Annotated in this window: 24 protein-coding genes; 6 read left to right on the plus strand and 18 right to left on the minus strand. The window is 66.2% G+C overall.

What is annotated here, in order from left to right; all coding sequences use genetic code 11:
* Positions 1 to 8: 8 nt before the first annotated feature.
* The 8 genes from ACSC1R_RS10370 to ACSC1R_RS10405 all read right to left on the minus strand — a co-directional run bounded on the left by ACSC1R_RS10370 (position 9) and on the right by ACSC1R_RS10405 (position 7,889).
* Positions 9 to 1,070, minus strand: a complete 1,062-nt coding sequence (locus ACSC1R_RS10370; RefSeq protein WP_439025671.1) for an NAD(P)-dependent glycerol-1-phosphate dehydrogenase — start codon at positions 1,068 to 1,070, stop codon at positions 9 to 11.
* A 63-nt stretch (positions 1,071 to 1,133) separates the two neighbouring features.
* Positions 1,134 to 2,189 carry an ABC transporter ATP-binding protein gene (locus tag ACSC1R_RS10375; RefSeq protein WP_439025672.1) on the minus strand — a complete coding sequence of 352 codons (1,056 nt, stop codon included), beginning with the start codon at positions 2,187 to 2,189 and terminating at the stop codon, positions 1,134 to 1,136.
* A gap of 1 nt (position 2,190) precedes the next feature.
* Positions 2,191 to 3,063 carry an ABC transporter permease gene (locus tag ACSC1R_RS10380; protein ID WP_439025673.1) on the minus strand — a complete coding sequence of 291 codons (873 nt, stop codon included), beginning with the start codon at positions 3,061 to 3,063 and terminating at the stop codon, positions 2,191 to 2,193.
* A gap of 58 nt (positions 3,064 to 3,121) precedes the next feature.
* Positions 3,122 to 3,334: a hypothetical protein gene (locus ACSC1R_RS10385; RefSeq protein ID WP_439025674.1), complete on the minus strand. Its 213-nt coding sequence runs from the start codon at positions 3,332 to 3,334 to the stop codon at positions 3,122 to 3,124.
* Between the two features lie 53 nt (positions 3,335 to 3,387).
* The gene (locus ACSC1R_RS10390) at positions 3,388 to 4,365 is read right to left on the minus strand and encodes an ABC transporter ATP-binding protein (RefSeq protein ID WP_439025675.1); all 978 of its coding nucleotides are present in this window, start codon (positions 4,363 to 4,365) and stop codon (positions 3,388 to 3,390) included.
* A gap of 2 nt (positions 4,366 to 4,367) precedes the next feature.
* Positions 4,368 to 5,246 (minus strand): ABC transporter permease, encoded by an 879-nt coding sequence (locus ACSC1R_RS10395; RefSeq protein WP_439025676.1) that lies wholly within the window; start codon positions 5,244 to 5,246, stop codon positions 4,368 to 4,370.
* 380 nt (positions 5,247 to 5,626) lie between these two features.
* The gene (locus ACSC1R_RS10400; RefSeq protein WP_439025677.1) at positions 5,627 to 6,616 is read right to left on the minus strand and encodes an NAD-dependent epimerase/dehydratase family protein; all 990 of its coding nucleotides are present in this window, start codon (positions 6,614 to 6,616) and stop codon (positions 5,627 to 5,629) included.
* Positions 6,617 to 7,109: 493 nt separating this feature from the next.
* Positions 7,110 to 7,889, minus strand: coding sequence for a TrmB family transcriptional regulator (locus tag ACSC1R_RS10405; protein ID WP_439025678.1), 780 nt, complete (start codon positions 7,887 to 7,889; stop codon positions 7,110 to 7,112).
* A 298-nt stretch (positions 7,890 to 8,187) separates the two neighbouring features.
* On the opposite strand from ACSC1R_RS10405, the gene ACSC1R_RS10410 reads away from it, so the two are divergent.
* Complete coding sequence (locus ACSC1R_RS10410; protein WP_439025679.1) at positions 8,188 to 8,985, plus strand: TrmB family transcriptional regulator; 798 nt, start codon at positions 8,188 to 8,190, stop codon at positions 8,983 to 8,985.
* A gap of 32 nt (positions 8,986 to 9,017) precedes the next feature.
* Here the strand turns inward: ACSC1R_RS10410 and gltB are convergent, their stop codons facing one another.
* The 3 genes from gltB to proS all read right to left on the minus strand — a co-directional run bounded on the left by gltB (position 9,018) and on the right by proS (position 16,367).
* Complete coding sequence (gene gltB, locus ACSC1R_RS10415; RefSeq protein WP_439025680.1) at positions 9,018 to 13,538, minus strand: glutamate synthase large subunit; 4,521 nt, start codon at positions 13,536 to 13,538, stop codon at positions 9,018 to 9,020.
* A 116-nt stretch (positions 13,539 to 13,654) separates the two neighbouring features.
* Positions 13,655 to 14,803, minus strand: a complete 1,149-nt coding sequence (locus ACSC1R_RS10420; protein WP_439025681.1) for a sensor histidine kinase — start codon at positions 14,801 to 14,803, stop codon at positions 13,655 to 13,657.
* Positions 14,804 to 14,912: 109 nt separating this feature from the next.
* On the minus strand, positions 14,913 to 16,367 hold the full coding sequence (proS, locus tag ACSC1R_RS10425) for a proline--tRNA ligase (protein WP_439025682.1): 1,455 nt from the start codon (positions 16,365 to 16,367) through the stop codon (positions 14,913 to 14,915).
* Between the two features lie 178 nt (positions 16,368 to 16,545).
* On the opposite strand from proS, the gene ACSC1R_RS10430 reads away from it, so the two are divergent.
* Positions 16,546 to 17,274, plus strand: coding sequence for a hypothetical protein (locus tag ACSC1R_RS10430; RefSeq protein WP_439025683.1), 729 nt, complete (start codon positions 16,546 to 16,548; stop codon positions 17,272 to 17,274).
* Between the two features lie 25 nt (positions 17,275 to 17,299).
* Here the strand turns inward: ACSC1R_RS10430 and ACSC1R_RS10435 are convergent, their stop codons facing one another.
* The 5 genes from ACSC1R_RS10435 to ACSC1R_RS10455 are packed head-to-tail and all read right to left on the minus strand — an operon-like array spanning position 17,300 to position 19,794.
* The gene (locus tag ACSC1R_RS10435; protein ID WP_439025684.1) at positions 17,300 to 17,791 is read right to left on the minus strand and encodes an 8-oxo-dGTP diphosphatase; all 492 of its coding nucleotides are present in this window, start codon (positions 17,789 to 17,791) and stop codon (positions 17,300 to 17,302) included.
* Positions 17,792 to 17,816: 25 nt separating this feature from the next.
* On the minus strand, positions 17,817 to 18,302 hold the full coding sequence (locus ACSC1R_RS10440; protein WP_439025685.1) for a hypothetical protein: 486 nt from the start codon (positions 18,300 to 18,302) through the stop codon (positions 17,817 to 17,819).
* Positions 18,295 to 18,771, minus strand: a complete 477-nt coding sequence (locus ACSC1R_RS10445) for a hypothetical protein (RefSeq protein ID WP_439025686.1) — start codon at positions 18,769 to 18,771, stop codon at positions 18,295 to 18,297. The genes ACSC1R_RS10440 and ACSC1R_RS10445 overlap by 8 nt, the downstream gene beginning before the upstream one ends.
* Positions 18,772 to 18,826: 55 nt before the next feature.
* Entirely contained in the window at positions 18,827 to 19,294 is a 468-nt protein-coding gene (locus ACSC1R_RS10450; protein WP_439025687.1) for a DUF488 domain-containing protein, read from the minus strand.
* Positions 19,291 to 19,794 (minus strand): hypothetical protein, encoded by a 504-nt coding sequence (locus tag ACSC1R_RS10455; protein ID WP_439025688.1) that lies wholly within the window; start codon positions 19,792 to 19,794, stop codon positions 19,291 to 19,293. Before ACSC1R_RS10455 ends, ACSC1R_RS10450 begins: the two co-directional genes overlap by 4 nt.
* Positions 19,795 to 20,146: 352 nt before the next feature.
* Between ACSC1R_RS10455 and ACSC1R_RS10460 the strand changes: the two genes are divergently transcribed.
* On the plus strand, positions 20,147 to 22,066 hold the full coding sequence (locus ACSC1R_RS10460) for a beta-CASP ribonuclease aCPSF1 (protein WP_439025689.1): 1,920 nt from the start codon (positions 20,147 to 20,149) through the stop codon (positions 22,064 to 22,066).
* Positions 22,067 to 22,144: 78 nt separating this feature from the next.
* Here the strand turns inward: ACSC1R_RS10460 and ACSC1R_RS10465 are convergent, their stop codons facing one another.
* Positions 22,145 to 22,357: a DUF1328 domain-containing protein gene (locus tag ACSC1R_RS10465; protein ID WP_439025690.1), complete on the minus strand. Its 213-nt coding sequence runs from the start codon at positions 22,355 to 22,357 to the stop codon at positions 22,145 to 22,147.
* Positions 22,358 to 22,526: 169 nt separating this feature from the next.
* Between ACSC1R_RS10465 and ACSC1R_RS10470 the strand changes: the two genes are divergently transcribed.
* The 3 genes from ACSC1R_RS10470 to ACSC1R_RS10480 all read left to right on the plus strand — a co-directional run bounded on the left by ACSC1R_RS10470 (position 22,527) and on the right by ACSC1R_RS10480 (position 24,507).
* On the plus strand, positions 22,527 to 23,417 hold the full coding sequence (locus ACSC1R_RS10470) for a hypothetical protein (protein ID WP_439025691.1): 891 nt from the start codon (positions 22,527 to 22,529) through the stop codon (positions 23,415 to 23,417).
* A gap of 239 nt (positions 23,418 to 23,656) precedes the next feature.
* Positions 23,657 to 24,070: an EamA family transporter gene (locus ACSC1R_RS10475; protein ID WP_439025692.1), complete on the plus strand. Its 414-nt coding sequence runs from the start codon at positions 23,657 to 23,659 to the stop codon at positions 24,068 to 24,070.
* Between the two features lie 50 nt (positions 24,071 to 24,120).
* Positions 24,121 to 24,507 (plus strand): methylglyoxal synthase, encoded by a 387-nt coding sequence (locus tag ACSC1R_RS10480; RefSeq protein WP_439025693.1) that lies wholly within the window; start codon positions 24,121 to 24,123, stop codon positions 24,505 to 24,507.
* 6 nt (positions 24,508 to 24,513) lie between these two features.
* On the opposite strand, the gene ACSC1R_RS10485 is transcribed toward ACSC1R_RS10480, so the two are convergent.
* Positions 24,514 to 25,320 carry an endonuclease III domain-containing protein gene (locus ACSC1R_RS10485; protein ID WP_439025694.1) on the minus strand — a complete coding sequence of 269 codons (807 nt, stop codon included), beginning with the start codon at positions 25,318 to 25,320 and terminating at the stop codon, positions 24,514 to 24,516.
* Between the last annotated feature and the right edge of the window lie 37 nt (positions 25,321 to 25,357).

Here is a 25,357-nt window from a genome sequence, read left to right on the forward strand (position 1 = left end):
GTCTCTTTCTACTCGATGACGCCCGTCTTCGTCGCAACCTCCCGCGCCGCCCGCTCGTTCATCCCGTCGCCCAGAATGGTGTAGCGGTCGCGGATGGTGTGACACGTGGTGAGCGCCTCGATGACGGTCTCGGCGTCGATACCGAGTTCGCGGGCGGTCGTCGGTGCGTCGATACTCCGGAGCGCGTCGCGGATGTCCGTCCAGATGCCGCGGTCGCCCTCGTGGAGGTACGCCGTCATGATGGAGCCGACGCCGACCTGATGGCCGTGGAGCGCCGGATTCGGCGCGATGCGGTCGAGCTGGTGCGAGAAGAGGTGTTCCGCGCCGGAGGCGGGGCGCGAGGAGCCAGCGATGGACATGGCGACACCGGAGGAGACGAGCGCCTTCGTGACGACCCAGGCGGACTCTTCGAGGCCGGGTTTGACGAGGTCTGCGTTGTCGACCAGTATCTCCGCAGTCATCTCCGAGAGCGCCGCGGCGTACTCTGAGTACTCGACGTTCTTCAGGCGGTTGGCGAGTCGCCAGTCCATCACCGCGGTGTAGTTCGAGATGATGTCCGCACAGCCGGCAGTCGTCAGCTCCCACGGGGCCTCGGCGAGGAGTTCGGTGTCCGCGATGACCGCCAGCGGCGGGTCAGCGGCGACCGAGTGCCGGGTGTCGCCCTCGGGGACCGAGCCGCGCCCGGAGACGATGCCGTCGTGGCTCGCGGCGGTCGGGACCGAGACGAACCCGCGACCGATGTGGTCCGCCGCCATCTTCGCGATATCGATGGCTTTGCCACCGCCGACGCCGAGTAGAAACCCGGCGTCGATCTCCTCGGCCGCCTCGATGACGCGCTCGACCGCCTCGAAACTCGCCGTCTCCACGACGACCGTCTCGGCGTCGAGGCCCGCCTCGGCGAACTGCTCGACGATGGAGTCGCCCGCTATCTTCCGGGGCGTCGGACTCGTCACGATGAGCGGTCGCCCCTGGAGGTGGAGTTCCTCGACGGCCTCGACCGTCTGGTCGAGGACGCCGTGGCCGACCACGACGTTTCGTGGCAGCCGAATCCACGTGGATTTGGTGAACATACGTGACAGTCCTCGGTGAGACAGGAAACACTTTTTCGTCTGGTCTCGCCACGACCCGCCCGGTCACTCGAGCGGTTCGTCCAGGTCGAGGTCTTCCTCGTAGTCCGCCGACGTGGCCGCTCGCGGCCGCGTTGCGTCGAACCCGTCGTCGAACTGGAGCGTGATGTCCTCTTCGTACCGGTCGTCGCTGGCTCTGGAAGTCGTATCCGTCGGCACGCCGAAGTGACCGTAGTAGTTGAACATGTCCGCGACACGAGGCCGTTCGACGGTCGCCGAGGCCAGTGACGCGTCGGGGAACAGGCCCTCGACCTCGCGGGCGCTGGCGTCGGGGGCGAGGAAGCCACGGCGTTCGTGCCCAGCCTCGAACAGTTCGCCCTCGCGGACGAGGTCGTCCAGTCCCTCGACCTGTCCGTCGGCGTGGAGCAGGTCGAACACCTCGCTGAGACCACCTTCGACCCGGACGACCGGCGGCACGTCGTCGAGGAGGTCGGTCGGTTTCCCCCTCGCGGCGACGGTCCCGTCGTCGAGGAACGTGAGGCGGTCGGCAGCGTGGGCGTCGACGGGCTGGTGGCTGGTCAGCAGGACCGTCCGACCCTCGGCCCTGAGCCGACGAAGAATCGTGTGAAACTGGTCGACTGCGGCCAGGTCGAGGTCGGCCGTCGGCTCGTCGAGCAGGTACAACTGGACGTCCGCAGACAGCGTGATGACCAGGTCGAGCTTTCGTCGCATCCCCTTCGAGTACTCGCGAACCGGCCGGTCCAGTGCCGCCGTGATGCGCAACTCGTCGGCGAACTCGCGCCACCGGTCCGTCCACCGCGGGTGAAGGTCGGCGTGGAACGCGATGTTCTCTCGCCCGGTCAACGCCGGGTCGCTCAGGCCCGCTTCGAGCATGAACCGGAACCGATGGCGGACGTCGCCCGGCGGCTCGCCGAAGAGCGTGACGGCTCCGGAATCCGGGCTGAGACTCCCGGCGAGACAGGACAACAGCACGGTCTTGCCGACCCCGTTCGGTCCCATCAGCACGGAAATCTTCGCCTCTTCGACCCCGATGTCGACACCGTCGAGGACTGTCTCACCACCGAGGCGTACCGTCAGGTCTGTGGTGTCGACGACCCACATCTCAGCGGGCACCCCCGGTAGCGTAGACGGACCGGGTCGCGACGACCACGCCGAGGCCGAACACGACCAGGCCCCACCCGAGCACGAGTGCGAGCGTCGTCGGGACACCCGGTGGTTGCGGTGCTGTCGGGAGTGGGGTCCCGATGAGCTGGGAGAACAGCATCCGCGTTCCGAGTGTGTTCGGAACGATATTGATGACGGCCCGTGCCGAGGCAGGCATGAGCGACGGGACCCCACCGTTGAAGCCGGTGAAGAAGAACCAGACGAGGAGGCCGACAGTGCCGACCGCGACGACGTACTCCCGGCGGCGGACGACTTCGACCAGAACGATGCTCGCGCCGGCACTCGTGAGACAGATGCCGAGCAGGCAGCCCAGCACGACGGGTATCGAGACCGGTCCGCCGAGGGTGTACAGCGCGCCGTCCGCGAGGCTGAGCGCGACGACGACCCCGAAGGAGGCGAGCGAGAACGCGAACGTCGCCAGGAATCGGCCGGTCAGGTCCGCAGCGGGTGAGACCGGAAGGGTCCGGAGCATCCGGTACCGGTGCTGACTCCGGTCCGTCGACAGCCGCGTCCCCAGGACGATGAGTGAGACCGACATCGCGCCGAAGACGCCGACGGAGACCGCGGTCCCGGCTTTCGCGAAACCCAGTGCCTGTGTGGGATTCGCCGCGTCGGTCTGCGGGTCGATGAAGGTGAGACTCGTCACGATGTACCAGAAGGCGGGCCAGGCGAACGCCCAGAACAGCGCAGAGCGGTCGCGGAGAATCGTCCGGGTCGACCGCACTGCGAAGGTCCGGACCTGTCGCCACCACGCGACCGAGTCGGCATCGGGGTGTCGGCGTGACTGGTCTAGCTCGGTTTTTTCGGCCATCGTAGAACGTTGATTGTACGGTATTCGAACGGCCGGGAATAAATCTACCTGCCGATTCTCACGCCGGGTAGCCGATGAAGAACCGTTTCTTCGTGAGGAGGCCGTCGTCGCCCTCGACGGTGAGGACGAGCCAGTTCCCGTCGTCGGAGTACTCGTAGTCGACGTAGTCGTCCGGGCCGTACTCGACGAAGCGACCGGCATCGTCGTCTTCGACGCAGAACGTCGGTCGGTCGGGAATCGGCCGGTCGGGGGCAGGTTGCTCGCGGACCATGCGGGTTGTTAGCACTGTGCTGGTATAGCCACTGTCGGCGACCCGGTGAGGTGTCACTCCCCCGGGGTGGTCTCGACGTTTCTCTGTCCGTCCTGCGAACGGTCGGGAGACGACTCGGCGACCGTCGTGTAGAAGTCGAACAGGTCGGCGAACGTCGGGTCGGTCCTGATTCGGACGTGTTCGAACCGCTCGCGGAGCGTCTCGGGGGCGACGTCGGGGGCACAGAACCCGCGCCAGGCGGCGTCTCGCTCCAGCAGCGTCTCGCCGAGGAGAGACGACCGGACGGCGTCGAGGTCACTCGACCGTTGCAGGGAGACGACCGGTGGAACAGCCGCGAGGAGGGCTTCGGGGCTCCCGGTCGCGGACACACGCCCGTCCCGCATGACGAGGACGTGGTCTGCGAGGTCGAGGTCCCGCGGGAGGTGGCTGGTGAGGACGACCGCGGTCCCGGCCGCAGCCCGCTCCCGGAGGAGGCCGTGGACCGTCTCGACGGTGCTCGCGTCGAGTTCGGCCGTCGGCTCGTCGAGCAGGAGCAGGGGCACGTCCATCGCGAGCGCGACGGTGAGTTCGAGTTTGCGGACCATCCCGCCGGAGTAGTCTCTGATGGGGCGGTCGAGGGCCCCGGCGAGGCCCAGACGCTCGGCGACCGACTCCCAGCGGTCCGTCGCGGCCGGATGGAGGCTGGTGTAGAAGTCGAGCGTCTCGCGACCGGTCAGGTCGGGAAGGGCGAGCCCCCCTTGCGTGAGCATGAACAGGTCCGTCGCGGCGTCGTGCGGGTCACCGCCGAAGACAGACACCTCGCCCGAATCGGGGAAGAGACCACCCGCGAGGCAGGCGAGCAGAATGCTCTTGCCCGTCCCGTTCGGCCCGACCAGCAGGGTCACCTCGCCAGCGTCGACCGCACAGTCGACCCCGTCGAGGACGGCCACGTCGCCGAAGTCTTTCTGGATGTTCCGGGCGACGACGACCGCCTGAGAGCGTGTTTCGCCGCGAGTGTCGGCTGGGGTCTGGATCGGGGCGTCTGCCGCCATCGTCACTCACCTCCCTCGCCGCGGTAGACGAAGTGACGGACCGTCAGGACGCCCGCGCCGCCGAAGACGACCGCGAAGCCCACCAGCAAAGCGAGCGGTTCGGCCCCCGTCGGAAGCGCCGGTGGGGCCATCGCGTTGCCGTCGGCCGCGACGTCGGTCAGGAAGTACAGCTGGAGGCGCGTCGCCAGCGCGTTCGGCGCGACGTTCACCACCCAGCGGACCGACTCGGGGAGCATGCTCGGGACGGTCCCGTTGAAGCCGGTGAGGAAGAACGACACCATCAACACGGAGGTCGTGATAGCCGTGACGTACTCGCCCGCCTGCACCACGAGGGTCAACACCAGCGCGACTGCCATCGCGGCGAGACAGAACAGCAGTAACGAGCCGAGGACGACCGGGAGCGTCAGCGGGGACCGAATACTCAGTGCAGCACCGTCGAGTAGCCCCACGACGAGAACGCCGACGAAGGCGACGACGGCGAGTGCGAACCCGGCGACGAACCGGCCCGCGAGGTCGGCAGAGGGCGCGATGGGCAGACTCCGGAACGTCCGGTAGCGCTTCGATTCGAGGTCGTCCGCGAAGGCGTGCGCGAAGGTGACCAGCGAGACGGTCGCCGCGCCGAAGACGCCGTAGGAGACCGCGTTGGCGGCTTTCACCTGTGCGAGGTAGGTCGCCACCTCGCCGGGCGGAATCGATTCGGGAACCGGGAGGAACAGCCGAGTCGTCAGCAGGTACCAGAACAGTGGCCACCCTACCGACCAGAACAGCGCGACCTTGCTCCGGAACAGTTCGCGCAGGGTTCGTTCGGTGAACGCACGGGCTTGCTGGAGCCATGGAACCGGCTCGTATCGGCCGACCGTGGAGGATTCTGGGTGTGTCATCGGTGGATTCAGGGCGGGCGTGCGACCTGTGTAAAGGCCGCTTTACAGTAAAGCCTGCTTTACACCATGATAAGTGTTACTCTGTTGACCGACTATCGGCTGTTCTCCCGGAGAACCGTCGTGGCGCGCGCTGAGGCGACCGTCGAGGCTCCCGAGACGGTCGGCTCGAAGCCGCGCGAGGGATGCGCACTGGACTGGAGTGGAGCAACGCGGAACGGAAGGACGCGCAATCGGTTGGGGAGGACGTGGTGCGGTTGCTGTGCGGTGCGGTCAGAGCCACCAGCGCGAGTGAACTGCGACGCAGAAGAAGACACCACAGCGTCGCAATAGCGAACAACACCCACCACCCTGATAACAGCAGGAATCCACAGAACGACCGATTACAGCGTATCCAGGACGCCCAGCACCCGCTCTTCGTTCTCGCGCCCGGGGTCGTGTTCGCCCCCGTCCCGGTCCGAATCCAGGTGGTCGTCGACCGCGTTCTGCATGGCCTCACGTAGGGGGGTCGACTCCCAGCCGAGGTCCTGCAACTTGTTCGTGTCCAGGACGTGCGGGTAGTCGCGGTACAGCACGTAGTCCTCGCCGGAGAGGTCGCCGATAGAGAGTTCGCGCTCGGAGGCGTGGACGACTTCTACGTCCGTCTCAAGGCAGTCAGCCACAAGCTCGACCATCTCCTGAAGCGTCACGAGGCGCTGGTCACCGACGTTGTACACCTCGCCAGCCTCGCCCTCCTCGGCGACGATGCGGAGCGCCGCGGCCACGTCCTCGACGTAGGCCCGATGCCAGACGTTCGTGCCGTCGCCCGGGACGACGATTCGGTCGTACTCGTTCACCCGCGAAATCCAGAAGTCGAGGCGCTCGGAGTAGTCGTGCGGGCCGTAGACGATGCAGGGCCGGACCGACATCGCGTTGACGCCGTCCTCGGCGGCTGCGAACACGGCGCGGTCGCCCTCGGCCTTGCGGTTCCCGTAGGTCTCGTCGGAGTCGTCTTTCGCCTGCTCGTCGGTACAGTCGCGCATCGGAGTGACACCCTCGCGCTTGGGAATCTCCTCGCGGCCGTAGGCGTCGCCCGAGGAGATGTAGACGTAGGCGTCGGCGTCCGAGAAGACCCGACAGGCCATGCGCACCTCGCGGGGCTTGTACGCCACGCAGTCGATGACCACGTCCGGGTCGACCTCGTGGGCGGCCGAGGCGAGGTCGCCGTCGTCGGTGCGGTCGCCCGCGACGTGGGTCACGCGGTCGTCGTCCGCGAAGGGGTTCTCGTGGGTGCCGCGGTTGAAGATGGTGACCTCGTAGTCGTGTTCGAGGAGTTCCGAGACGGTGTGGCGGCCGATGAACCGGGTCCCGCCGATGACGAGCGCTGTGTCCATGCTCGGGGCGAAGGGAGCAGCGTGAAAAACCGTGGTGGTTGCGGTCGGCAGTCGAGGCCAGGGCGGAGGCGGGGGCGCTGTGTCGAAGCCTTCGTTGTCACTGGACAGTCACAGGTTGTTCGAGCGTCGGGACCAGGGTCGAACGGATTACTCCTGCCGGAGCCGGTCAGAGAGCTCGACGATCTCGACGTCCCAACCGGCCTCACCGTTCGCCCCTTCGACTTCCCAGCCGCCTTCGAGTGCTACCCCGCTGTCGTTGGCCCGCCGTACGAGGGCTACCAATTCCTCGTGAAACTGGCGTTCGGGACCGGTTGTATCACTGTGAGTCATTTTGTACGCTCTACGTAGCGTCTACCGTGAGTTACGGTAGCACGCGATAAATGTGTGTTGTAACTATTCGAGTTACAGAAATAACCGGCAGACTTCTCCCCGTTGGAGAATGTGTCCACTCCACTGTCTGGCCTGTGCGCCGAGGCCGTTCACCCGGGACAGCTCACTCGGAAGACCCGTTCGCCGACCGCCACGACTTGAGTACCGGTAGATACGTCGACACGAGGACGTTTCGCGTCCCCTCGCCCCAGAGTCCAGAGAGGTTTCCCTCGTCCGGGGAGGTGACGAGTACGGCAGACTCGTCGACCATGAGGAGCGACTCGATGAGCGACCCGGCCCAGATACCTGTGGATGGAATCACCGAGATGTCCTCGAAATCGCCTTCCAGCGGGTCGTCGACCCCACCGATGGTGACGTCCACTCCTCGCCGCGTCGCCGCGCGAAGCGACCGTCGAATCGTCGCGGCGATGTCGCCGTCGACCGCGACGAAGACGACGCTCTCCGTCGCTTCGTCGATCAATTTGACCGCACGGCTGTGGACCGCGTTCGTGCCCGTGGTGACCCAGACGCCGTCTGCCTTATGAGTCCCATCGAGCGGTGGGAAGCTGGCGAGGATCTCGAAGAGCTCCGTGGTGGCTCGTTCGTACTCCTGCTGGAACCGCTGTCGCGTGGTCTCTTTCGACGTCGGGTAGAACTCCTGAGGATTCTTCCGGCGAACCTCGACCAGGCCGAAGTCCTGGAGTTCTTCCACCGCGTCGTACACTTTCGTCCGTGGGACCGACGACGAGTCACTGACCTCTCGCGCTGTCCCACCACTGAGCCGGTAGAGGGTCAGGAAGGTCCGTGCAGCGTACTTCGTGAGGCCGAGCTTGTTGAGCAGCGTGACTGCCTCGTTCATCGACTCGGTCGGAATACTGTCTCGGTTCTCACTCGTCTCGTTCATTCGTCGAATGCCTGCCAACCTTCGTGGCGGACTAGTTCGACACCAACTAAAGATGACATCAACTGGCTCCTTGCCATAGATGGGCTTCCGACGGGTAATAGTGTTTTGTGATTATTCGAGTTACAGCTTCCGCCCATCGGATCAGCCTGTCGTAACTATCGTCGTCACAAAGATGAAGACCTAAATCCGCTCGTCCCGAATCTAGTAGCATGGAAACAGTGGAGACGGGGTCCTTCGAACGGTCCGTCCGTCCCCCTCCTTGCCACGTCGTCTCGGTCGTCCGCAGGGTTGATTCGCGATGAGCCATGAGGAAGGGAACGGGGGACGGGCAGTCGAGTTGTTACAACAGGTCGGCCTGAAGGAGTACGAATCGAAGGCGTTCGTCACCCTGACTGGGACACCGGAAGGTACTGCTCGGGCTGTCAGCGACCAGAGTGGGATTCCACGGCCACGCGTGTACGACGCGATGCGGGTACTCGAGTCGAAGGGACTTGTCGAGACACAGCACACGACCCCACAGAAGTTCAGGGCGGTCCCCATCGAAGAAGCGGTCGCCATCCTCCGACGGCAGTACGAGGCGCGCTTTACGGATCTGGACCACGCTCTCAAACAGGTACAGTCCGACCAGCGCCCGTCGGACCAGCCGTCCGAAGAAGTGTGGAGCCTGACCGGGACCGAAGCGGTGACCAGCCGGATGCTCCGGGTGTTCGAGAATGCCGAATCGGAGCTCGTCCTCCTGTTCGGTGACGACAGCCTCCTCACGCCGGACCTGTTCGAGAGCCTCCGCGACGCGGTCGGGCGAGACATGGACGTGACGATCGGCGTCCTCGACGACGAGAGCCGCAACCGGATCGAGCAGACTCTCCCGGGTGCGACAGTGTTCGCCTCTGGACTGGACTGGCTCGAGGCACAGGGCGACGACGAGACGCAGGTCGGTCGGTTCCTCCTCGCCGACGGGAGCGTGATGTTGGTGAGTTCGGTCGGACCGCACAGGAGTCCAGGGGTAGAGTCGGCGATATGGGCTGAAGGCGTCGGGAACGGACTGGTCGTGATCGCCCGTCGGCTGCTACGCGCGGGGCTGGGCGACAGAAAGTGAGTCGGTGACGACCAGGGAGCGACCCGGGCCGGTCAGTCGTCGCTGGAGGCGAACCCGGCGGCTGCGGACTCCTGTTCGACGGTCGCGCTGTCGGGCAGGGTCTCGCGAACGTCCTCGGCGTCCTCCTCGGTCAGGACGCGCTCGTAGGCGTCGGGCATGACCTTCACGAAGGCGTCCAGGGTAGCCTCCCAGTTGTCGAGCAACTCGTCGGCGCGCCCGGAGTCGACGTAGGCGCGGTGGTTCTCGACGAGGCGCTTGAGCATCGCGCGGTCTCGCTCGTCGAGCTGGTGGTCGACGTGGACCATGCCGGTGTTGACGCGCTCTTCGAAGTCGCCGTCCTCGTCCAGTACGTAGGCGATGCCGCCGGACATCCCGGCCGCGAAGTTCTTCCCGGTGTCGCCAAGCACCGCGACGACGCCGCCGGTCATGTACTCACAGCCGTGGTCGCCGACGCCCTCGACGACCGCCGTCGCGCCGGAGTTCCGGACCGCGAAGCGCTCGCCAGCGACACCGTTGACGTAGCACTCGCCGTCGGTCGCGCCGTAGAGCGCGACGTTGCCGACCGCGACGTTGTCGGTCGGTTCGTACCCCGCGTCCATGGGCGTCTCGACGGCGATGCGGCCGCCGGAGAGGCCCTTGCCGACGTGGTCGTTCGCGCTGCCGGTGAGGTGGAGCGCGACACCGGGGGCGAGGAACGCGCCGAAGGACTGGCCGGCGGTCCCACGGAGCGAGACGTTGACCGTGTTGTCCGGCAGGCCGCGCTCGCCGTACTCGGTCGAGATGGCGTTGCTCAGCATCGCGCCGACGGTGCGGTCGGTGTTGGTGACCTCTGCGGCGATGCCGACCGGCTCCTCGCGGTCGATGGCCGGTTCGGCCTCCGCCAGCAGGTCGTAGTCGAGGTGCCCGTCGAGTTCGTGGTCCTGTTCGCGGACCTTGGTGCGCGGGCCCTCGCCGACGTCGGCCAGCACGGCCGAGAGGTCGACGTGCTGGGCCTTCTCGTGGTCGGTCTCGCGCTGGGTCAGGCAGTCGACGCGCCCGACCATCTCCTCGACCGTCTCGAAGCCGAGTTCGGCCATTATCTCGCGCAGTTCCTGTGCGATGAACGTCATGTAGTTGATGACGTGCTCGGGCTGGCCGGGGAAGCGCTTGCGCAGGTCCTCGCGCTGGGTCGCGACGCCCACCGGGCAGGTGTTCTTGTGGCACTGGCGAGCCATCACGCAGCCACCGGTGACGAGTGCGGCGGTGCCGAAGATGTACTCCTCGCCACCGAGCAGGGCGGCGACGGCCACGTCACGGCCGGTCTTCATGCCGCCGTCGACGGAGACGCGGATGCGGTCGCGGAGGTTCGTCTGGCGGAGCATCTGGACGGCCTCGGTGAGGCCGAGCTCCCACGGGAGCCCCGCGTTCTTGATGGAGGTGCGCGGGGAGGCCCCGGTCCCGCCGTCGTGTCCGGAGATGTGGACCACGTCGGCGTTCGCCTTCGCGACGCCGGCCGCGATGGTGCCGATACCGGCCTCGGAGACCAGCTTGACGTTGATGTCTGCGTCCGGGCTCGACGCCTTCAGGTCGAAGATGAGCTGCTTGAGGTCCTCGATGGAGTAGATGTCGTGCAGCGGCGGCGGCGAGATGAGGCCGACGCCGGGCGTCGACTTGCGCACGTGGGCGATCATCTCGTTGACCTTCTCGCCGGGCAGGTGGCCGCCCTCGCCGGGCTTTGACCCCTGGGCCATCTTGATCTGCAGTTCGTCCGCGTTCGCGAGGTAGGTCGAGGTGACACCGAAGCGACCGGAGGCGACCTGCTTGACGTTACACTCCTTCTCGGTGTCGAACCGCTCCGGCGGTTCGCCACCCTCCCCCGAATTACTCTTGCCGCCGAGGCGGTTCATCGCGATGGAGTTGTTCTCGTGGGCCTCCGGGGAGAGGCTCCCGAGAGACATCGCCGCCGTCGAGAAGCGCTTTACGATTTCGTGGACGGGTTCGACGTCCTCGACGGGGATGGACTCGCGGTCGGAGTCGAAGTCGAGCAGCCCGCGCAGGGACATGAGCTCTGCGGACTGGTCGTTGACCAGTTCGGCGAACTCCTGGTAGCGCTCGTAGTCGCCCGAACGAACCGACTGCTGGAGCGTCCCGACCGTCTGGGGGTTCCAGCCGTGACGGATACCGTCCGAACGGTGCTCGTACTCGCCCGAGCGGTCGAGTTCTGGGTCCTCGCCGTAGGCGACCTCGTGGCGGTCGCGCAGGTCGGACTCGATGTCGGTGATGCCGATTCCCTCGGTGCGGTTCTCGGTGCCCTGGAAGTACTCGTCGACGAAGTCCGAGTTCAGCCCGACGGCCTCGAATATCTGGGCGCCCTGGTAGCTCTCGACCGTCGAGATGCCCATCTTGGCCATCGTCTTCAACAGCCCGCTCTCGACGGCGTCGATGTAGGCGTCGACCGCGGCCTCGAGTTCCGCGCCGTCCGCGCCCGCGGTGATGTCCGAGATGGTCTGGAACGCGAGGTAGGGGTTGACCGCGTCGGCCCCGTAGCCCACCAGAGTCGCGACGTGGTGGACTTCCCGGGGGGCGCCGGATTCGACGACGATGCCGGCGTGGTTGCGCAGTCCGTTTCGGACGAGGTGGTGATGCACCGCGCCCATCGCGAGCAGGGCCGGGACCGGCAGTCGGTCCGCCCCGATGTTCGTGTCCGAGAGGACGACCACGTCCGCGCCGTCGCGGATGGCCGCCTCGGCGTCCGCCCGGACGCGCTCGACGGCGGATTCGAGGTCGCCCGCGACGTCGAACGTCGTGTCGACGACCTCGGTCGAGAGGCCGTTGGTGGAGAGGTTCTTGACCGCGTCGGTCTCGGCATCCGTGAGGACTGGCGAATCGGCCACGAGTTGCCGGGCGTGTTCCGGCGACTCGTCGAGCATGTTGCGCTGGTAGCCCATCCGGGTCTCGAGAGAGGTGACGAGTTCCTCGCGGATGTAGTCGAGCGGCGGATTCGTCACCTGCGCGAACAGTTGCTTGAAGTACGAGAACAGCGGGCGGTTGTAGTCCGAGAGCACCGACAGCGGCGTGTCGTCGCCCATCGAGCCGACGGGGTCTTTGCCCTTCTTCGTCATCGGCTCTATCATGTGCTGGAGTTCGTCGTGGGTGTAGCCGAAGACGGCCTGCGCAGCGCGCAGGTCACCCTGGAAGGGACCGGGTCGCGGGTCGTCGTCGGCCTCGTCTTCGAGCGTCACCTGCTCGTTGGCGACCCACTCGCCGTACTTCTCGTCGGTGAGGTCCTCGAAGACCTCTGCGTCGGGGACGACCCGGCCCTCGTTCGGGTCCGCGAGGAAGAGCTGCCCCGGCTGGAGCCGGCCGCGCTCTTCGATGTCCGCCTCGTCTATCTCCAGTGCACCGGCCTCGCTGGCCATCACGAGACGGTCGTCGCTGGTGATGTCGTACCGGCACGGACGCAGCCCGTTACGGTCGAGTACTGCACCGACGCGTTCGCCGTCAGTCGCCGCGACGAGCGCGGGGCCGTCCCACGGTTCGACGAGGGACGCGTGGAAGTCGTAGAACTCCTTGCGGGCCTCGTCCATGTCGTCGTCGCCGCGCCACGCCTCGGGCACGAGCATCCGGAGCGCGTGCGGCAGATCGCGGGTCTGGGTGAGCAGTTCGAGTGCGTTGTCGACGCTCGCCGTGTCGGACTGGTCGGGGTCCTGGATGATGGGCTTGACCGCGTCGAGGTCGAGGGCGTCGGCGTCGAGGTCCGTCTCGCGCGCCCGCATCCAGTTCACGTTGCCCTGGATGGTGTTGAACTCGCCGTTGTGGATGATGCCGCGGTACGGGTGCGCGAGGTGCCACGCGCCCAGCGTGTTGGTCGAGAATCGCTCGTGAACCATCACGAACGTCGAACCGACGCGCTCGTCGCGGAGGTCGGGGTAGTACGAGGGGACCTGTTCGCCCGTGAGCAGGCCCTTGTAGACGACGGTCTTGCGGTCGAGCGAACAGATGTAAAAGCGGTCGGCGCCGTCGTAGTCGCCGTCGTCGACGGTGGTCTCTATCTGGCGTCGGGCTTCGTACAGTGCTCGGTCGAACGCCTCGACCGGGGTCTCGTCGGGGGAGGCAGGTGCGACGAAGCATTGCCAGACGTCGGGTTCGGAGTCGAGGGCGGTCTGGCCGAGTCCGTCGTTGTCCGTCGGCACGTCACGCCAGTGTTGTACCTCCAGACCGCGGTCACCCAGGCGGGATTCGACCAGCGACTGGAGCGTCTCCCGGGCGTCGTCGTCCTGTGGGAAGAACAGGGACCCGACGGCGTACTCCGCTGGCAGGTCGACCGGGAGTTCGGCCGAGAAGAAGTCGTGTGGCGTCTGGAGCAGGATACCGGCACCGTCTCCGGTGTTCGGCTCTGCGCCCGTCGTCCCGCGGTGTTCGAGGTTCTGTAGAAGCTGGAGTCCGTCGGCGACCACGTCGTGGTCGCTCGCGCCGTCGAGGTTCATGACTACCCCGACACCGCAGTTCGAGCGTTCGTCGGTGGGGTCGGCCAGTCCCTCGGTGGCAGGGGCTGCCCGGTGTGGCTGAGTCATGCGTAGTCCTGCCACGCTCTCGTATAAGAGGCTACTCCTCAATGACTAAGGGTATTATTAACACATACTAATGTATATAAGGAGTATAGTTGAGTGACGTATTGAACCGCAGGAACTCACCGGAGCCGCCCGGTTACACCGGAGAGTTCGATGCGTGCACCGCCCGCCTCACCCGTCGTCACGGTGGCGGTCCAGCCGTGGGCGTCGGCGATACGCTCGACGATGGCGAGTCCGAACCCGGTCCCGCGGGGTGCGGTGGTGTACCCGGTGTCGAACACGGTCTCCTGCTCGTCCGACGGGATGCCCGCTCCATCGTCTTCGACGTAGAAGCCGCCGTCGAGCGTCCCGACCGTGACTCCAGTCGCGCCGTCGGCGTGGGTGGCCGCGTTCGCAAAGAGGTTCTCGAAGAGCCGTTCGAGCCGTGCCTGGTCCGTCTGGACGTCGGTGTCGTCCGGGATATTGAGCGAGAGCGAGAGGTCGCCCGTGTCTGCGGTCTCCCACGCGTCGCGGGCCACCTCGTCGAGGGTGACCGTCGACAACTCGTCGACCGTCCGGCCGTCGCGTGCGAGCGACAACAGCTCGTCGATGAGGCGTTCCATCCGGTCGAGCCCGTTCCGGGCATCGGAGACGTACCGCGCGTCGTCAGTGTCCTCAATGAGGTCGAGGAACCCGCGGACCGCAGACAGTGGGCTCTTGAGGTCGTGGGCGACCACCGACGCGAACTCGTCGAGGCGTTCCCGCTCGGTCGCGAGTTGCTGGCGCTTCTCCGCCCGGTCGAGTACCGCGGTCGTGTTCCCCGCCAGAATCTCCGCGAGGGCGACCTCCCGCTCGGTGAACGGACCGTCGGTCTTCCCGACGCTGAGAAGCCCGTGTTCGCCGAGCGGGACGTACATCGTCTGGACGAACGAGTCGCGCTCGTAGGGGTCGTCTTCCGGAACGTCCACGACGACGGTCTTCCCCTCGCAGAATGCCCGGCCGTGCGGCGAGTCGGCCACGTCGTATGGCGGGCGCGACTCGATACCGCCGACCCGGCCGCCCAAGGCGACGTGGCGCAGCGTCTCAGTCTCCGGGTCGTACTGGCGGACGCCCGACCCGGGGAACCCGAGCACGTCGTTGGCCGCCTCACCGGCGACGGTCAGGATGGCCTCGTGGCCGTCGGCCTGGAGCAGTCGCCGGGTCGCCGCGTGGAGTTCGTCGAGCGATTCGTCTTCGGTGTCGAGTGCGTCCCCCCGCACCGCCGTCGCCGGTTCGTTGCTGTCACTCATCGTTCCGTCGGGTCCCCACCGCGGACCCGGTCGCCAGACACTGGGAACTACTCGTACTTTGCTCTTGTTACCCGCCGCTCGAGTTATAAAAGAAACAGGAACCGTGGTTTCAGTACGACTTCGCGAAGTAGGCGATCTCCGTGGCCTCGTCGCCGCACATGGTACACTCGTCGGCCTCGGGCGCTTTGTCCTCGTCCATCGGGAGCATCACGATTTCGGCGTGGACCTTCTCCTTGACGGCCTGCTCACAGGCCTCGTCGCCACACCACGGCGTCTTCACGTAGCCGCCGTGCTGGCCGATGGTGCCGAGAATCTCGTTGACCTCGTCGACCTCGCGGATGTTCTCCTCGAGGTTCTCCTCGGCCGCCTCGTAGAGCTTGTCGAACACCGAATCGAGGTGATCCTGCGTCGCCTCGACGATGTCGGCACGGTCCTCTGTGACCTCCTCGCCGTCGGGACGATGGACCACGGTGACCTCCTCGTCTTCGACCTCGTAGCCGCCGATTTCGAAGCGGACCGGGACGCCCTTGAGTTCCCACTCGTTGAACTTGAAGCCGGGGTTGCGCTCGTCGCGGTCGTCGAGGTGGACACGCACGCCGTCCTCCTGCAGTTCCGCGGCGATCTCGCTCGAGTACTGGAGGACCTCCTCTTTGTTGTCCTCGTTGTAGATGGGGACGATGACGACCTGCTCGGGCGCGAGTGCCGGGGGCAGCACGAGTCCCTGGTCGTCCGAGTGCGTCATGATGAGCGCGCCGAGTGCGCGCCACGAGAGCCCCCACGAAGTCGTCCACGCGGTCTGCTCCTCCTCGTCCTCGTCGGTGAACGTCAGGTCGTACGCCTCCGCGAACGACTGGCCGAGGTGGTGTGAGGTACCGCCCTGGACCGACTTGCCGTCGGGCATCAGTGCCTCGACACAGGTCGTCATCTTCGCGCCGGGGAACTTGTCGTGGTCGGGCTTGCGGCCGCGCAGCACCGGGATGGCGAGCACGTCCTCGTACAGTTGCTCGTACTGGCCGAGACGCATCATGACCTCGTCCATGGCGTCCTCCTCGGTGGCGTGGGCGGTGTGGCCCTCCTGCCAGAGGAACTCCTTGGTGCGGAAGAACGGCTTGGTCTCCGTCGCCTCCCACCGGATGACGCTGCACCACTGGTTGAGCTGCATGGGCAGGTCGCGGTAGCTGCGAATCCAGTCGCTCATGAAGGGCGTGATGATGGACTCGCTGGTCGGGCGGACCGCGAGACGCTCCTCGAGCTCCTCGTGCCCGCCGTGGGTGACCCAGGCGACCTCGGGGTCGAAGCCTTCGACGATGTCTTTCTCCTGTTCGAGGTAGCTCTCGGGGATGAGAACGGGGAAGTAGCTGTTCTGGACGCCGGTCTCCTTGAACCACCCATCGAGATGGTTCTGGAGTCGCTCCCAGAGTTCGTAGCCGCGGGGTCGCGTGACGATGAACCCACCCATGGGGGCGTAGTCCGCGAGTTTCGCCTTCTGGACGAGTTCGGCGTACCACTCGCCTGTGTTGTACTCCTTGCTCTTGGTCATCCCAAGTTCCTGCTCTCCGCTCATTGTATCAGAGAACTCTCGTCGGTCTCTTAAACCCCTTGAAGGTGTGCCAGCGACTCCCGAGACCTCCCGCAGCACCGCGAGCTGACAGTTTCAGGCAATTCTTGACAGCACGTTTATCTTTGCTGGTGACCTCTCTACAGGACATGATATCGGGGAAACTGGTTCTGGGGGCTGGACGATGACGAAGATGGTGAAAGGCGAGTGGCGCGTGCTCGGCTTCCGCGCCGACGAGGAGCGGGTGCTCTTGCATCCACTGTTCGAGGTCGACCTCCCCACAGCGGGGCGAATCGGTGCGGCGATTCCCGTCGGGACCGCGAACTACGGCGGCAAGCTACAGGAACTGGTCGACGCGCTCGAACCGGGGAACCGGGTCTTCGCGGGCGTCTACCCCGGAAAGAAGGGCACATCAGAATCTCCGGGACAGTCGAGCACCCCTGGCCGGTTCGCCGAACTGGAACTTCTCGACGACCAGCGCCTGCTCCTCGGCTTCGAGAGCGACACCACGCCCCGGTTCGTCCACGAGGTCTGGCTGGAGGCGGTCGCCGGTGCCGACGGGTCGGAGCTCATCGCCGCGACCCGGACGCTCGACGTTCCGGGGACGGTGGCGGAGGTGTACGTCGCGTCCGCGACGCGGGACACGCCGAACGACCTCTGGTGGACGTTCGTCGGCGGTGGTGGCGACGACGCCTTCTTCGACTCCTTCGAGGGGTTCGATGGGACGCCCGCCGAGTTCGTCGGCGCAAACCCCGAATCGACCCCGTACTTCTGGGTCGTGAAGTTCGGAGAGCGTGACACAGACGTGGCGAAGGACCTCGCCAGTCAGACGGGTATCGCGCCCGTGGAGGGCGTAGACGTGACGGGATTCCTCGCGGAGAACGGACTCTCGGGGACGGCCCGCTCGAAGTAACGGCGTCGGCTTCGTCCGCGGATTTTCAGACCCAGTCAGGCGCTTCCGACGGGGCCGGGAGTGACTTGCCCACGCTGAGGTCGTAGTCGAGCAGTTCGTCACCGTCCTCGTCGAAGTCGAACCGGCCGTGGACCGGCTCGCCGTCGAGCAGGTGGGGCAGCCAGTACCGGTCGTCTTCCCACATCTCCTCGTACGGGACCTCGTCCATCGCGAACCACTCGGGGTCGGCCTCGGGGGTCTCCGTCGGGGTCCCCGAGAACGACTCCGACCGGTAGCAGTGACAGCGAAACAGCGGGTCCTCGCCGAAGTAGAACGAGATGTCACCGAGTCTGGTGAGGTCGGTCACGTCGAGGCGCACCTCCTCGCGGACCTCACGAACCACGGCTTCCCGCGGCGTCTCGCCGGGTTCGACCTTTCCGCCGGGGCCGTTGTACAACCCAGCTCCGATGCCGCGTTTCTTCTCGATGAGCAACACCTCCTCGCCGTCGCAGATGAAACACAGCGTCGCCTCGTCCATGGTCGCAGTCGGGGCTTCGGGCGAATTAGTTCTGCCGACGTCTGTCCAGCAACCAGACCGTCCCGGCGACCGGGATGGCCACCAGCGACGGCCATCGGCTCGAACTCAGGTACACGTCGACGGAGGGGAGTTGCGCCCAGGTCAGCGGGTAGAGGTACGGCGGGGCGACACCGCCGGCACGGATGACGAAGTAGTCCATGCCGACGTGGACACCGACCGCACCGAGCAGGACTGCGAGCACGACCCGGCGCTCTCGCTTCGGAACGAGCAACGAACCAGCGAGCGAGAAACAGGCGGCCGCACCGACGGTCTGGAGCGCGTACCACGACCCCGTGACGCCCGCGACAGTGAACCGGGTGTCTCCGGTCAGCATGTACACCTTCGCGGCGTCCGGGACCACCGCGCCGACCATCGCCATCGGGACGTGGTGCGGTTCGAGCCAGTCGATGGACCACGAAGCGACCGTCGCGAGGACGTACACCGCGAGGACGTGCGTCAGCAGGTCACTCACGGTCGTCACCTCGTGGGACGAATCGGAGGGTCCCGAGGTCGGGTCGCCAGCGGCTGAACGTCACGCCGAGGGTCAGCACGACCGAGAGCCCGGAGACGACGAGCATGTAGGTGTGGTTCTCGCGGTGGGAGACGACCAGTCGGTCGGGGTCGATGCGCTGGTCGGCACGGACGACACCGTACACCTGCACCTCGTCGCCCACGTCGATGCCGGGGCGAGTGTCGGTGACGACGACCCGGTCCCCGGTCGGGCCGAACTCCCCGACGAAGGCGGTCTCGTTGACGGCGACGACGCGCGTCCAGAGGAACACCTCCTCGCTGTGGTACCGCTCGAAAGACCGGTCGAGTTCCTCGTCCGTCGGGTACTGCGACTGTGCCTGCTCTTTGGCCGCGTAGTCCACCGACAGCACGCCGATCGTGCCGAGCAGCACCACGACGAGCAAGAGCCGCACGACCGGCCGTCCGTCCATGTCCTGCGGTGTGTGGGCGGTCGGCTAACCGCTTGTGGTTCCGGTCACGACGACTTCAGGTCGTGGGCTCTGCCAGCCGGTCTTCGAGTTCCTCGCGCAGGATGGTCCGGTGACAGCGTTTCTTCTCGGTGTTCTCGAAACAGACGAGGACGATGGACTCGCCATCGCGAACGCGCCCGAGAAGGTCGTCGACTGCCTCGACCGCCGCGGCCGACTCGCGCAGGTGTGCCCGGTACCGGTCCGCGAAATCCACGGCGTCCCACGCCGCGTTGTGTGCGCCTTCGTCACAGATGCCCCGCATCTTCAGGGCCTCCTGCTCGTCTTTCACCGCGTCGAGCAGGGTTTCTGGCGGGCCGAGCTCGGGCACGTTCTCGTCGACTGCGCCGGCGAACCAGCGGGTCGGCCGCCGGACGACGCCCACGAGCGTCTCGTCGGGCCGGGGCTCGAACAGGTCGTGCTGGAGCGCGGCGAGGTAGGTGTCGCGGACGCGGGCCGGGTCATCGTCGGCACCGTCACCCGTCACGGCTCTTCCTCCTCCCCCGGCAGCACCGAGAACGGGCTCTCGCGTTCGGTCCAGTCCCAGCCCGGGATGACCTCCTGGAAGCCGGCGGCGAGGGCGGCGTCGAGGTCGTCCGCGCCGGCCGTGTCCCCGGCCTCGCTGTGTGTCACGATGTCCGCGTAGTGGAACGTCGCCTCCCCGAGCATGCGCAGGGGTTGTTTCCCCGCGATGGTCGCCGCGAGTTCGCGGCCGAGCACTTCGTCGACGACGAACCCTGGATAATCGCCCTCGACGTCGAGGTCGCGCAGGATGGCGACCATCGCCGCGACGTTCACCGCACGGTCCCCGTCGGCGAACAGGTCGTCGACGGCCGCGAGGTACTGTGCCTCCGAGATGGGGTCGACTGTGGTGTCGAACTGGTCGGCTAGCCGTTCGCGGATGTCGTTGACGAGTGGCACGACGACGGTCGACCGTTCTCTGACCCACGTTCGCTCCTGTGCGACTCGGTCCGGTGTGACCTGCATATCCCGGTGTTCGGGAGTGAGACCCCTGAGTATTGCGAAGGCTTTTATAACTCCAATGGCATACCGTCGAACAAGCGGGTTCTCCCTGGGTCCTCCCGCACAGACCGCTGTCTGGGACGGGCTCCAACCGCAGGTACCACCGACACATGTACCCGGCCGATACTACAGACTTCCAGCGATTCCAGTGTGACCGCCGACACGGTACGCAGCCACGCGACTCGCGGTCGCATGCCCGCCGTTCGGCGGGCGCACAGCCGGGCGTCCCTGCGACCGGAATCCAAGGACCCGTCCGCAACCGCGGTGGACGACGCCGCCCGCATTCGGACATCACCGCACTACCTTTTCCCGAGATATGAGTTCCGTAGACCAACAACTCGAAGAACTACGAGCAGAGATCACGAGCGAAATCCCGAACGACATCTCCGTCTCCGCGGTCAAATACGAAGGCCCGGAGCTGGTGGTGTACACGCGCGACCCGAAGAAATTCGCCCAGCAGGGCGACCTCATCCGGAAACTCGCGTCGAAACTGCGAAAGCGCATCACGGTCAGACCCGACCCCGACGTCCTCTCGCCCCCCGAGTCCGCGCGCGAGCAGGTCATGGAGGTCATCCCCGAGGAGGCGGGCGTCACCGACCTCGACTTCCACGCCGACACCGGCGAGGTCGTCATCGAGGCACAGAAGCCCGGCATGGTCATCGGCCGACACGGCTCCACGCTCCGTGAGATAACCCAGAAGGTCGGCTGGACCCCCGAGGTCGTCCGTACGCCGCCCATCCAGTCCTCGACCGTCTCGAACGTCCGGAACTTCCTCAAGCAGGAACGTGAGGACCGCCGCGACATCCTCGAACGCGTCGGTCGCCAGATTCACAGAGACGAGATGTCGAACGACGAGTGGGTCCGCATCACGACGCTCGGGTGCTGTCGTGAGGTCGGTCGCGCCTCGTTCATCCTCTCGACGCCCGAGACCCGCATCCTCATCGACTGCGGTGACAAGCCCGGTGCCGAAGACGAGGTGCCCTATCTCCACGTTCCGGAGGCGACCCCGCTGAACAGCATCGACGCGGTCGTCCTCACCCACGCTCACCTCGACCACTCCGCGCTCGTTCCCCTCCTCTACAAGTACGGGTACGACGGCCCCATCTACACGACCGAACCCTCCCGTGACCTGATGGGCCTGCTCACGCTCGACTACCTCGACGTGGCCGCCAAGGAAGGGCGCACCCCGCCGTACGAGTCCGAGATGGTCCGCGAGGCGATCAAGCACACCATCCCGCTCGAATACGGCGACGTGACCGACATCGCCCCCGACGTGAAGCTCACGTTCCACAACGCGGGCCACATCCTCGGCTCTGCGGTGTCACACTTCCACATCGGCGACGGCCTCTACAACGTCGCGTTCTCCGGCGACATCCACTACAAGGACACCCGCCTGTTCAACGGTGCGGTGAACGACTTCCCGCGGGTGGAGACACTCGTCATGGAGTCGACCTACGGTGGTCGGAACGACTACCAGACCGACCAGGAGGATTCCGAGCAGAAACTCATCGACGTCATCAACAAGACCCACGACAAGGGTGGGAAGGTCCTCATCCCGGCGTTCGCGGTCGGTCGGTCACAGGAGATCATGCTCGTGCTCGAACGGGCGATGCGCAACGGCGACATCCCCAAGATGCCCGTCCACCTCGACGGGATGATCTGGGAGGCGACGGCGATCCACACGACCTACCCCGAGTACCTGCGCGACGACCTCCGCGACCGTATCTTCCACGAGGACGAGAATCCCTTCCTCGCCGAGGAGTTCAACCACATCGACGGCGGCGAAGAGGAGCGACAGGACGTCGCCGACGGCGGCCCCTGCATCATCCTCTCCACCTCAGGCATGGTCACCGGCGGGCCCATCATGTCCTGGCTCCGCCACGTCGGTAGCGACGAGAAGTCCCGCCTCGTCTTCGTCGGCTACCAGGCCCAGGGGACGCTCGGTCGCCGCATCCAGAACGGCTGGGACGAGATTCCGGTCAACGGTCGCAACGGCGGCGGCCGCTCGGACACGATGAAGATGAAGATGGACGTCGAGACCGTCGACGGCTTCTCCGGTCACGCGGACCGACAGGGCCTGATGGACTTCGTCCGCACGATGAACCCGCGTCCGGAGAAGGTACTCTGTGTGCACGGTGACGAGTCCTCGGTGCAGGACCTCTCCTCGGCGCTGTACCACGAGTTCAACATGCGGACGTTCGCGCCGAAGAACCTCGAGACGTTCCGGTTCAAGTAGCGCCGTCGATTCGTTTCTGTTCCGCCGTGGGTTCGTCTCTGTTCCGCCGTCGATTCGTCTCTATTCTCCCCTTGCCCGTCAGAGCAACAGCGAGATGATGGCGAGGATGAGGAAGATTCCGACCAGTATCTTCGCGATTTCCATCGAGATGCCGGCGACACCACGCATCCCGGCGACGCCTGCGACGAGGGCCACGACGAAGAACACGAGGCCGTAGTAGAGGAAGTCTCCCGACAGCAACAGCGGGAGCAGGTCTCCCAGGCTCGCGAGTGTGGTCATCGGCGCTGTCATGGTACTCCATCCGCGGTACCGCGGTCGGTGGGCTGGCGAATCATTGTCGCGTCTCGACATCGACACTCGAACCCATTCAATCGGACACGTACATGCATTGGATGTGTGGTCCTCGCCGGGCGAACTGACTCCCTGAAGACATTTACCGCCGGTCCGCCGAGTATCGGCTATGACACTGCCCTCCAGACGTGGTGTCCTCGCCGCCACGGCAGCGGCTCTCGGGACGGTTGCGGGATGTCTCAGCGACGACGAACCGGCGGACACGTCGACGGACGCACCTCCACGGACGGACACAGACGAGACATCGACTACCGACGAGACTGGCACGGTGACGTTCCGCACCCCCGACGGGGGCCTCGTCCCGGATGCACAGATTACGGTCCTGCCACCGGCACTGGGGGACATGCTCCGTCGCGCCGCGCGGACCGGAGCGACGGTTCGCGGATACGACGACCGGTTCGTCACGCCACCGCCGAACCCCTTCCTGCGCGGGACAGAGACGCTCGCACTCGACGTCCCGGACGACGAAGCCCTCTCGGGAGTGTACACGTTCGAGGTCGCTTCCGGCCCCCGGTACGAGATGCGCGCCGGTGTCGCTGGCGTAGAGACGGTTCCTGCCGAGGAGACAGCCACGCCTGTCGCTGACCTCGGACCCGCCCGTCGACAGTTCGTCGAGCAGGCGGTCGCCGGACAGCAACCGTCGGTGTATCCCGAGACGGAACTCGGCACGTGGTTCCGTGAGTCGTTCGTCAGGGGGTACTTCCGGGTGGACGGACGCACCTACCGCGGTCGCGAGATACAGCAGACTGACGCGGGGTTCTTCAGTGAGACCATCTGGTACGTGTTCGAACCCAGTGACGGGTCGGCCGACGAGCCGCCGTCGACCCTCTCGCTCCCGGACCTTCCGCCGTCGCTGCTGGCGCGGCTGGAATCGCTCCTTCCGCCAGAGTCCGGTGGGCCGACGACAGTCGAGGACCCGTCCGACGCCATGGCTGCACTCGCCAGCGAGACGACCTTCGTCGCAACGCATACCGGAATCTTCCGGATCACGCTGGACTGAAGGGTGACGCTGGACTGAGTGGCACAGCAACCCGCGAGAGTGACGGTGACCGGCGGTTCGAATACACCGCTGCCACGGTTCAAATACGAGACCGCCACAAGGGCCGCCGTGCTGTAACCGACGCCGCACGGTGGCCACGGGTGCGCGACGCTCCCCCGTGTCGGTCGAGCAGTCGAGCGTCGCCTGTTCGCCATCGCCGAGTGACAACCCTTTTCCTCGCAGGGTTGGTCCGACAGACCATGCTCAACTCTCCCGTCTCGTGGGCACTCCTGGCCATGCTCGCGTGGGGGCTCTGGGCCGTCGTCGCCGACCTCGCGACCCGCAGCGTCTCGCCGACGGTGGCGATGGTCGTCTCGTACTTCGTCGGCTCCGCACTCGCGTTCGGCTACGTTCTCACCCGGCCCGAGACGGTCGAGTACACCCGTGACGGACTCGTGATCGCCGGGGCTGCCGGCGTGTTCGCCGGGCTCGGCGCGGTCGCGTTCTACGCCGGGCTCGCCCGCGGTTCGACCAGCGTGGTCACCACCGTCTCTGCGCTCTACTTCGTCGTAGCGGCCGCCATCGGCATCGCGGTGCTCGACGAACCGCTGACGCTCGAACGCGTCGCAGGCATCGGGTTCGCGGTCGTCGCGGTCGTCCTGCTGGCGCGGTAAGAAACTGTCACGCGCCAACCTTCTTGTCGGTCCCCTGCGCACCGGGGAGCATGCGCCTCGCGCTCATCGCTCACGACGAGAAGAAGCCAGACCTCATCGACTTCGCGCGCAGCCGGAGTGACGACCTCGCCCGGTTCGACCTGATGGCCACTGGAACCACCGGGAAGCGACTCATGGAGGCGACCGGCCTCGACATCGAGCGCAAGCAGTCGGGGCCCATCGGCGGCGACCTGCAAATCGGGGCCGAGATTGCGGACGACAACTGTGCCGGTGTCATCTTCCTCCGTGACCCACTCACGGCACAACCTCACGAACCCGACGTCGCGGCTCTGCTGCGAATCTGTGACGTACACGAGGTCCCGCTGGCGACGAACCTGGCGAGTGCCGACGCCGTGCTCGACGAGCTGGTCGAGCGGCTGGAATCGCAGGCGGAGTAGCTACCCTCACTCAGGTGCGTCGGCGGGGTCGACGACCTCGCCCGTCTCCGGGTAGACACCCACCTGATCGCAGATATCTCCCATCGGGCAGGCCTCCGGGTCGTCCAGACAGGCCGGCTTGCGGGCGGTGCAGTACTCTCGTCCAAATTGAATCATCGCGGTGTGTCCGAAGCCGCACTTTTCCGCGGGCACGTCGCGTTCGAGGTACTCCCGGACTACCTCGTGGTCGGCGTCGGTCGGTGCGAGGCCCATCCGACGTGCGATGCGGTGGACGTGCGTGTCGACCGGGAAGACACCACCACGACCGCCGGCGAAGAGGAGGACACAGTCGGCGGTCTTCGGGCCGACACCCTTCACGCCGAGCAGCGTCTCTCTGACGGCCTCGGGGTCGCCGTCCCGGACGTACTCGTCGAAGGTAGCCGTCGAGCCGAACTCGTCGAGGACCCACTCGGCGGCACGCTGGATGACCTCGGACTTCTGGTTGTAGAGACCGGCCGAGGAGATGGTCTCGGCGAGGTCGTCACGAGACACCCCGACCAGCGTCTCTGCGAGTTCGTCTTCCGGGCCGTACCGGGCCATCAACTGGTCGTGTGCGGGCTGGCTCGCCTTGTCGCTCGTGTTCTGGCTCAGGATAGTCCGGACGAGGCACTCGAAGGCGTCCTGCCCCCCGTACGCCTTCTGCCAGTACATGTCACCCAGTCTGTCCACGACCTCCTCGGCGCGGGTCGCGGCCGTTCCTGGCTGGAATTCGGCCGCGACGCCGCCGCCACCGGGGCCGCCGGAGATGTTCTCGGCGGGTTCGTCGTCGGGCATGGGGGTCGGTTGGGGCGGGAGCGTAAAAACCGCCGTG

The sequence above is a fragment of the Haloarchaeobius ordinarius genome (assembly GCF_051801355.1).
Classification (GTDB): domain Archaea; phylum Halobacteriota; class Halobacteria; order Halobacteriales; family Natrialbaceae; genus Haloarchaeobius.

Bases quoted from the DNA above. Each gene is read 5' to 3' on its own strand.
- ACSC1R_RS10470 (WP_439025691.1), top strand. From the start codon at position 22,527: ATGACACTGCCCTCCAGACGTGGTGTCCTCGCCGCCACGGCAGCGGCT.
- ACSC1R_RS10455 (WP_439025688.1), bottom strand. From the start codon at position 19,794: ATGCAGGTCACACCGGACCGAGTCGCACAGGAGCGAACGTGGGTCAGA.
- ACSC1R_RS10375 (WP_439025672.1), bottom strand. From the start codon at position 2,189: ATGTGGGTCGTCGACACCACAGACCTGACGGTACGCCTCGGTGGTGAG.
- ACSC1R_RS10370 (WP_439025671.1), bottom strand. From the start codon at position 1,070: ATGTTCACCAAATCCACGTGGATTCGGCTGCCACGAAACGTCGTGGTC.
- ACSC1R_RS10475 (WP_439025692.1), top strand. From the start codon at position 23,657: ATGCTCAACTCTCCCGTCTCGTGGGCACTCCTGGCCATGCTCGCGTGG.
- gltB (WP_439025680.1), bottom strand. From the start codon at position 13,538: ATGACTCAGCCACACCGGGCAGCCCCTGCCACCGAGGGACTGGCCGAC.
- ACSC1R_RS10465 (WP_439025690.1), bottom strand. From the start codon at position 22,357: ATGACAGCGCCGATGACCACACTCGCGAGCCTGGGAGACCTGCTCCCG.
- ACSC1R_RS10410 (WP_439025679.1), top strand. From the start codon at position 8,188: ATGAGCCATGAGGAAGGGAACGGGGGACGGGCAGTCGAGTTGTTACAA.
- ACSC1R_RS10405 (WP_439025678.1), bottom strand. From the start codon at position 7,889: ATGAACGAGACGAGTGAGAACCGAGACAGTATTCCGACCGAGTCGATG.
- ACSC1R_RS10435 (WP_439025684.1), bottom strand. From the start codon at position 17,791: ATGGACGAGGCGACGCTGTGTTTCATCTGCGACGGCGAGGAGGTGTTG.
- ACSC1R_RS10400 (WP_439025677.1), bottom strand. From the start codon at position 6,616: ATGGACACAGCGCTCGTCATCGGCGGGACCCGGTTCATCGGCCGCCAC.
- ACSC1R_RS10485 (WP_439025694.1), bottom strand. From the start codon at position 25,320: ATGCCCGACGACGAACCCGCCGAGAACATCTCCGGCGGCCCCGGTGGC.
- ACSC1R_RS10430 (WP_439025683.1), top strand. From the start codon at position 16,546: ATGACGAAGATGGTGAAAGGCGAGTGGCGCGTGCTCGGCTTCCGCGCC.
- ACSC1R_RS10380 (WP_439025673.1), bottom strand. From the start codon at position 3,063: ATGGCCGAAAAAACCGAGCTAGACCAGTCACGCCGACACCCCGATGCC.
- proS (WP_439025682.1), bottom strand. From the start codon at position 16,367: ATGAGCGGAGAGCAGGAACTTGGGATGACCAAGAGCAAGGAGTACAAC.
- ACSC1R_RS10480 (WP_439025693.1), top strand. From the start codon at position 24,121: ATGCGCCTCGCGCTCATCGCTCACGACGAGAAGAAGCCAGACCTCATC.
- ACSC1R_RS10385 (WP_439025674.1), bottom strand. From the start codon at position 3,334: ATGGTCCGCGAGCAACCTGCCCCCGACCGGCCGATTCCCGACCGACCG.
- ACSC1R_RS10460 (WP_439025689.1), top strand. From the start codon at position 20,147: ATGAGTTCCGTAGACCAACAACTCGAAGAACTACGAGCAGAGATCACG.
- ACSC1R_RS10420 (WP_439025681.1), bottom strand. From the start codon at position 14,803: ATGAGTGACAGCAACGAACCGGCGACGGCGGTGCGGGGGGACGCACTC.
- ACSC1R_RS10390 (WP_439025675.1), bottom strand. From the start codon at position 4,365: ATGGCGGCAGACGCCCCGATCCAGACCCCAGCCGACACTCGCGGCGAA.
- ACSC1R_RS10395 (WP_439025676.1), bottom strand. From the start codon at position 5,246: ATGACACACCCAGAATCCTCCACGGTCGGCCGATACGAGCCGGTTCCA.
- ACSC1R_RS10445 (WP_439025686.1), bottom strand. From the start codon at position 18,771: ATGGACGGACGGCCGGTCGTGCGGCTCTTGCTCGTCGTGGTGCTGCTC.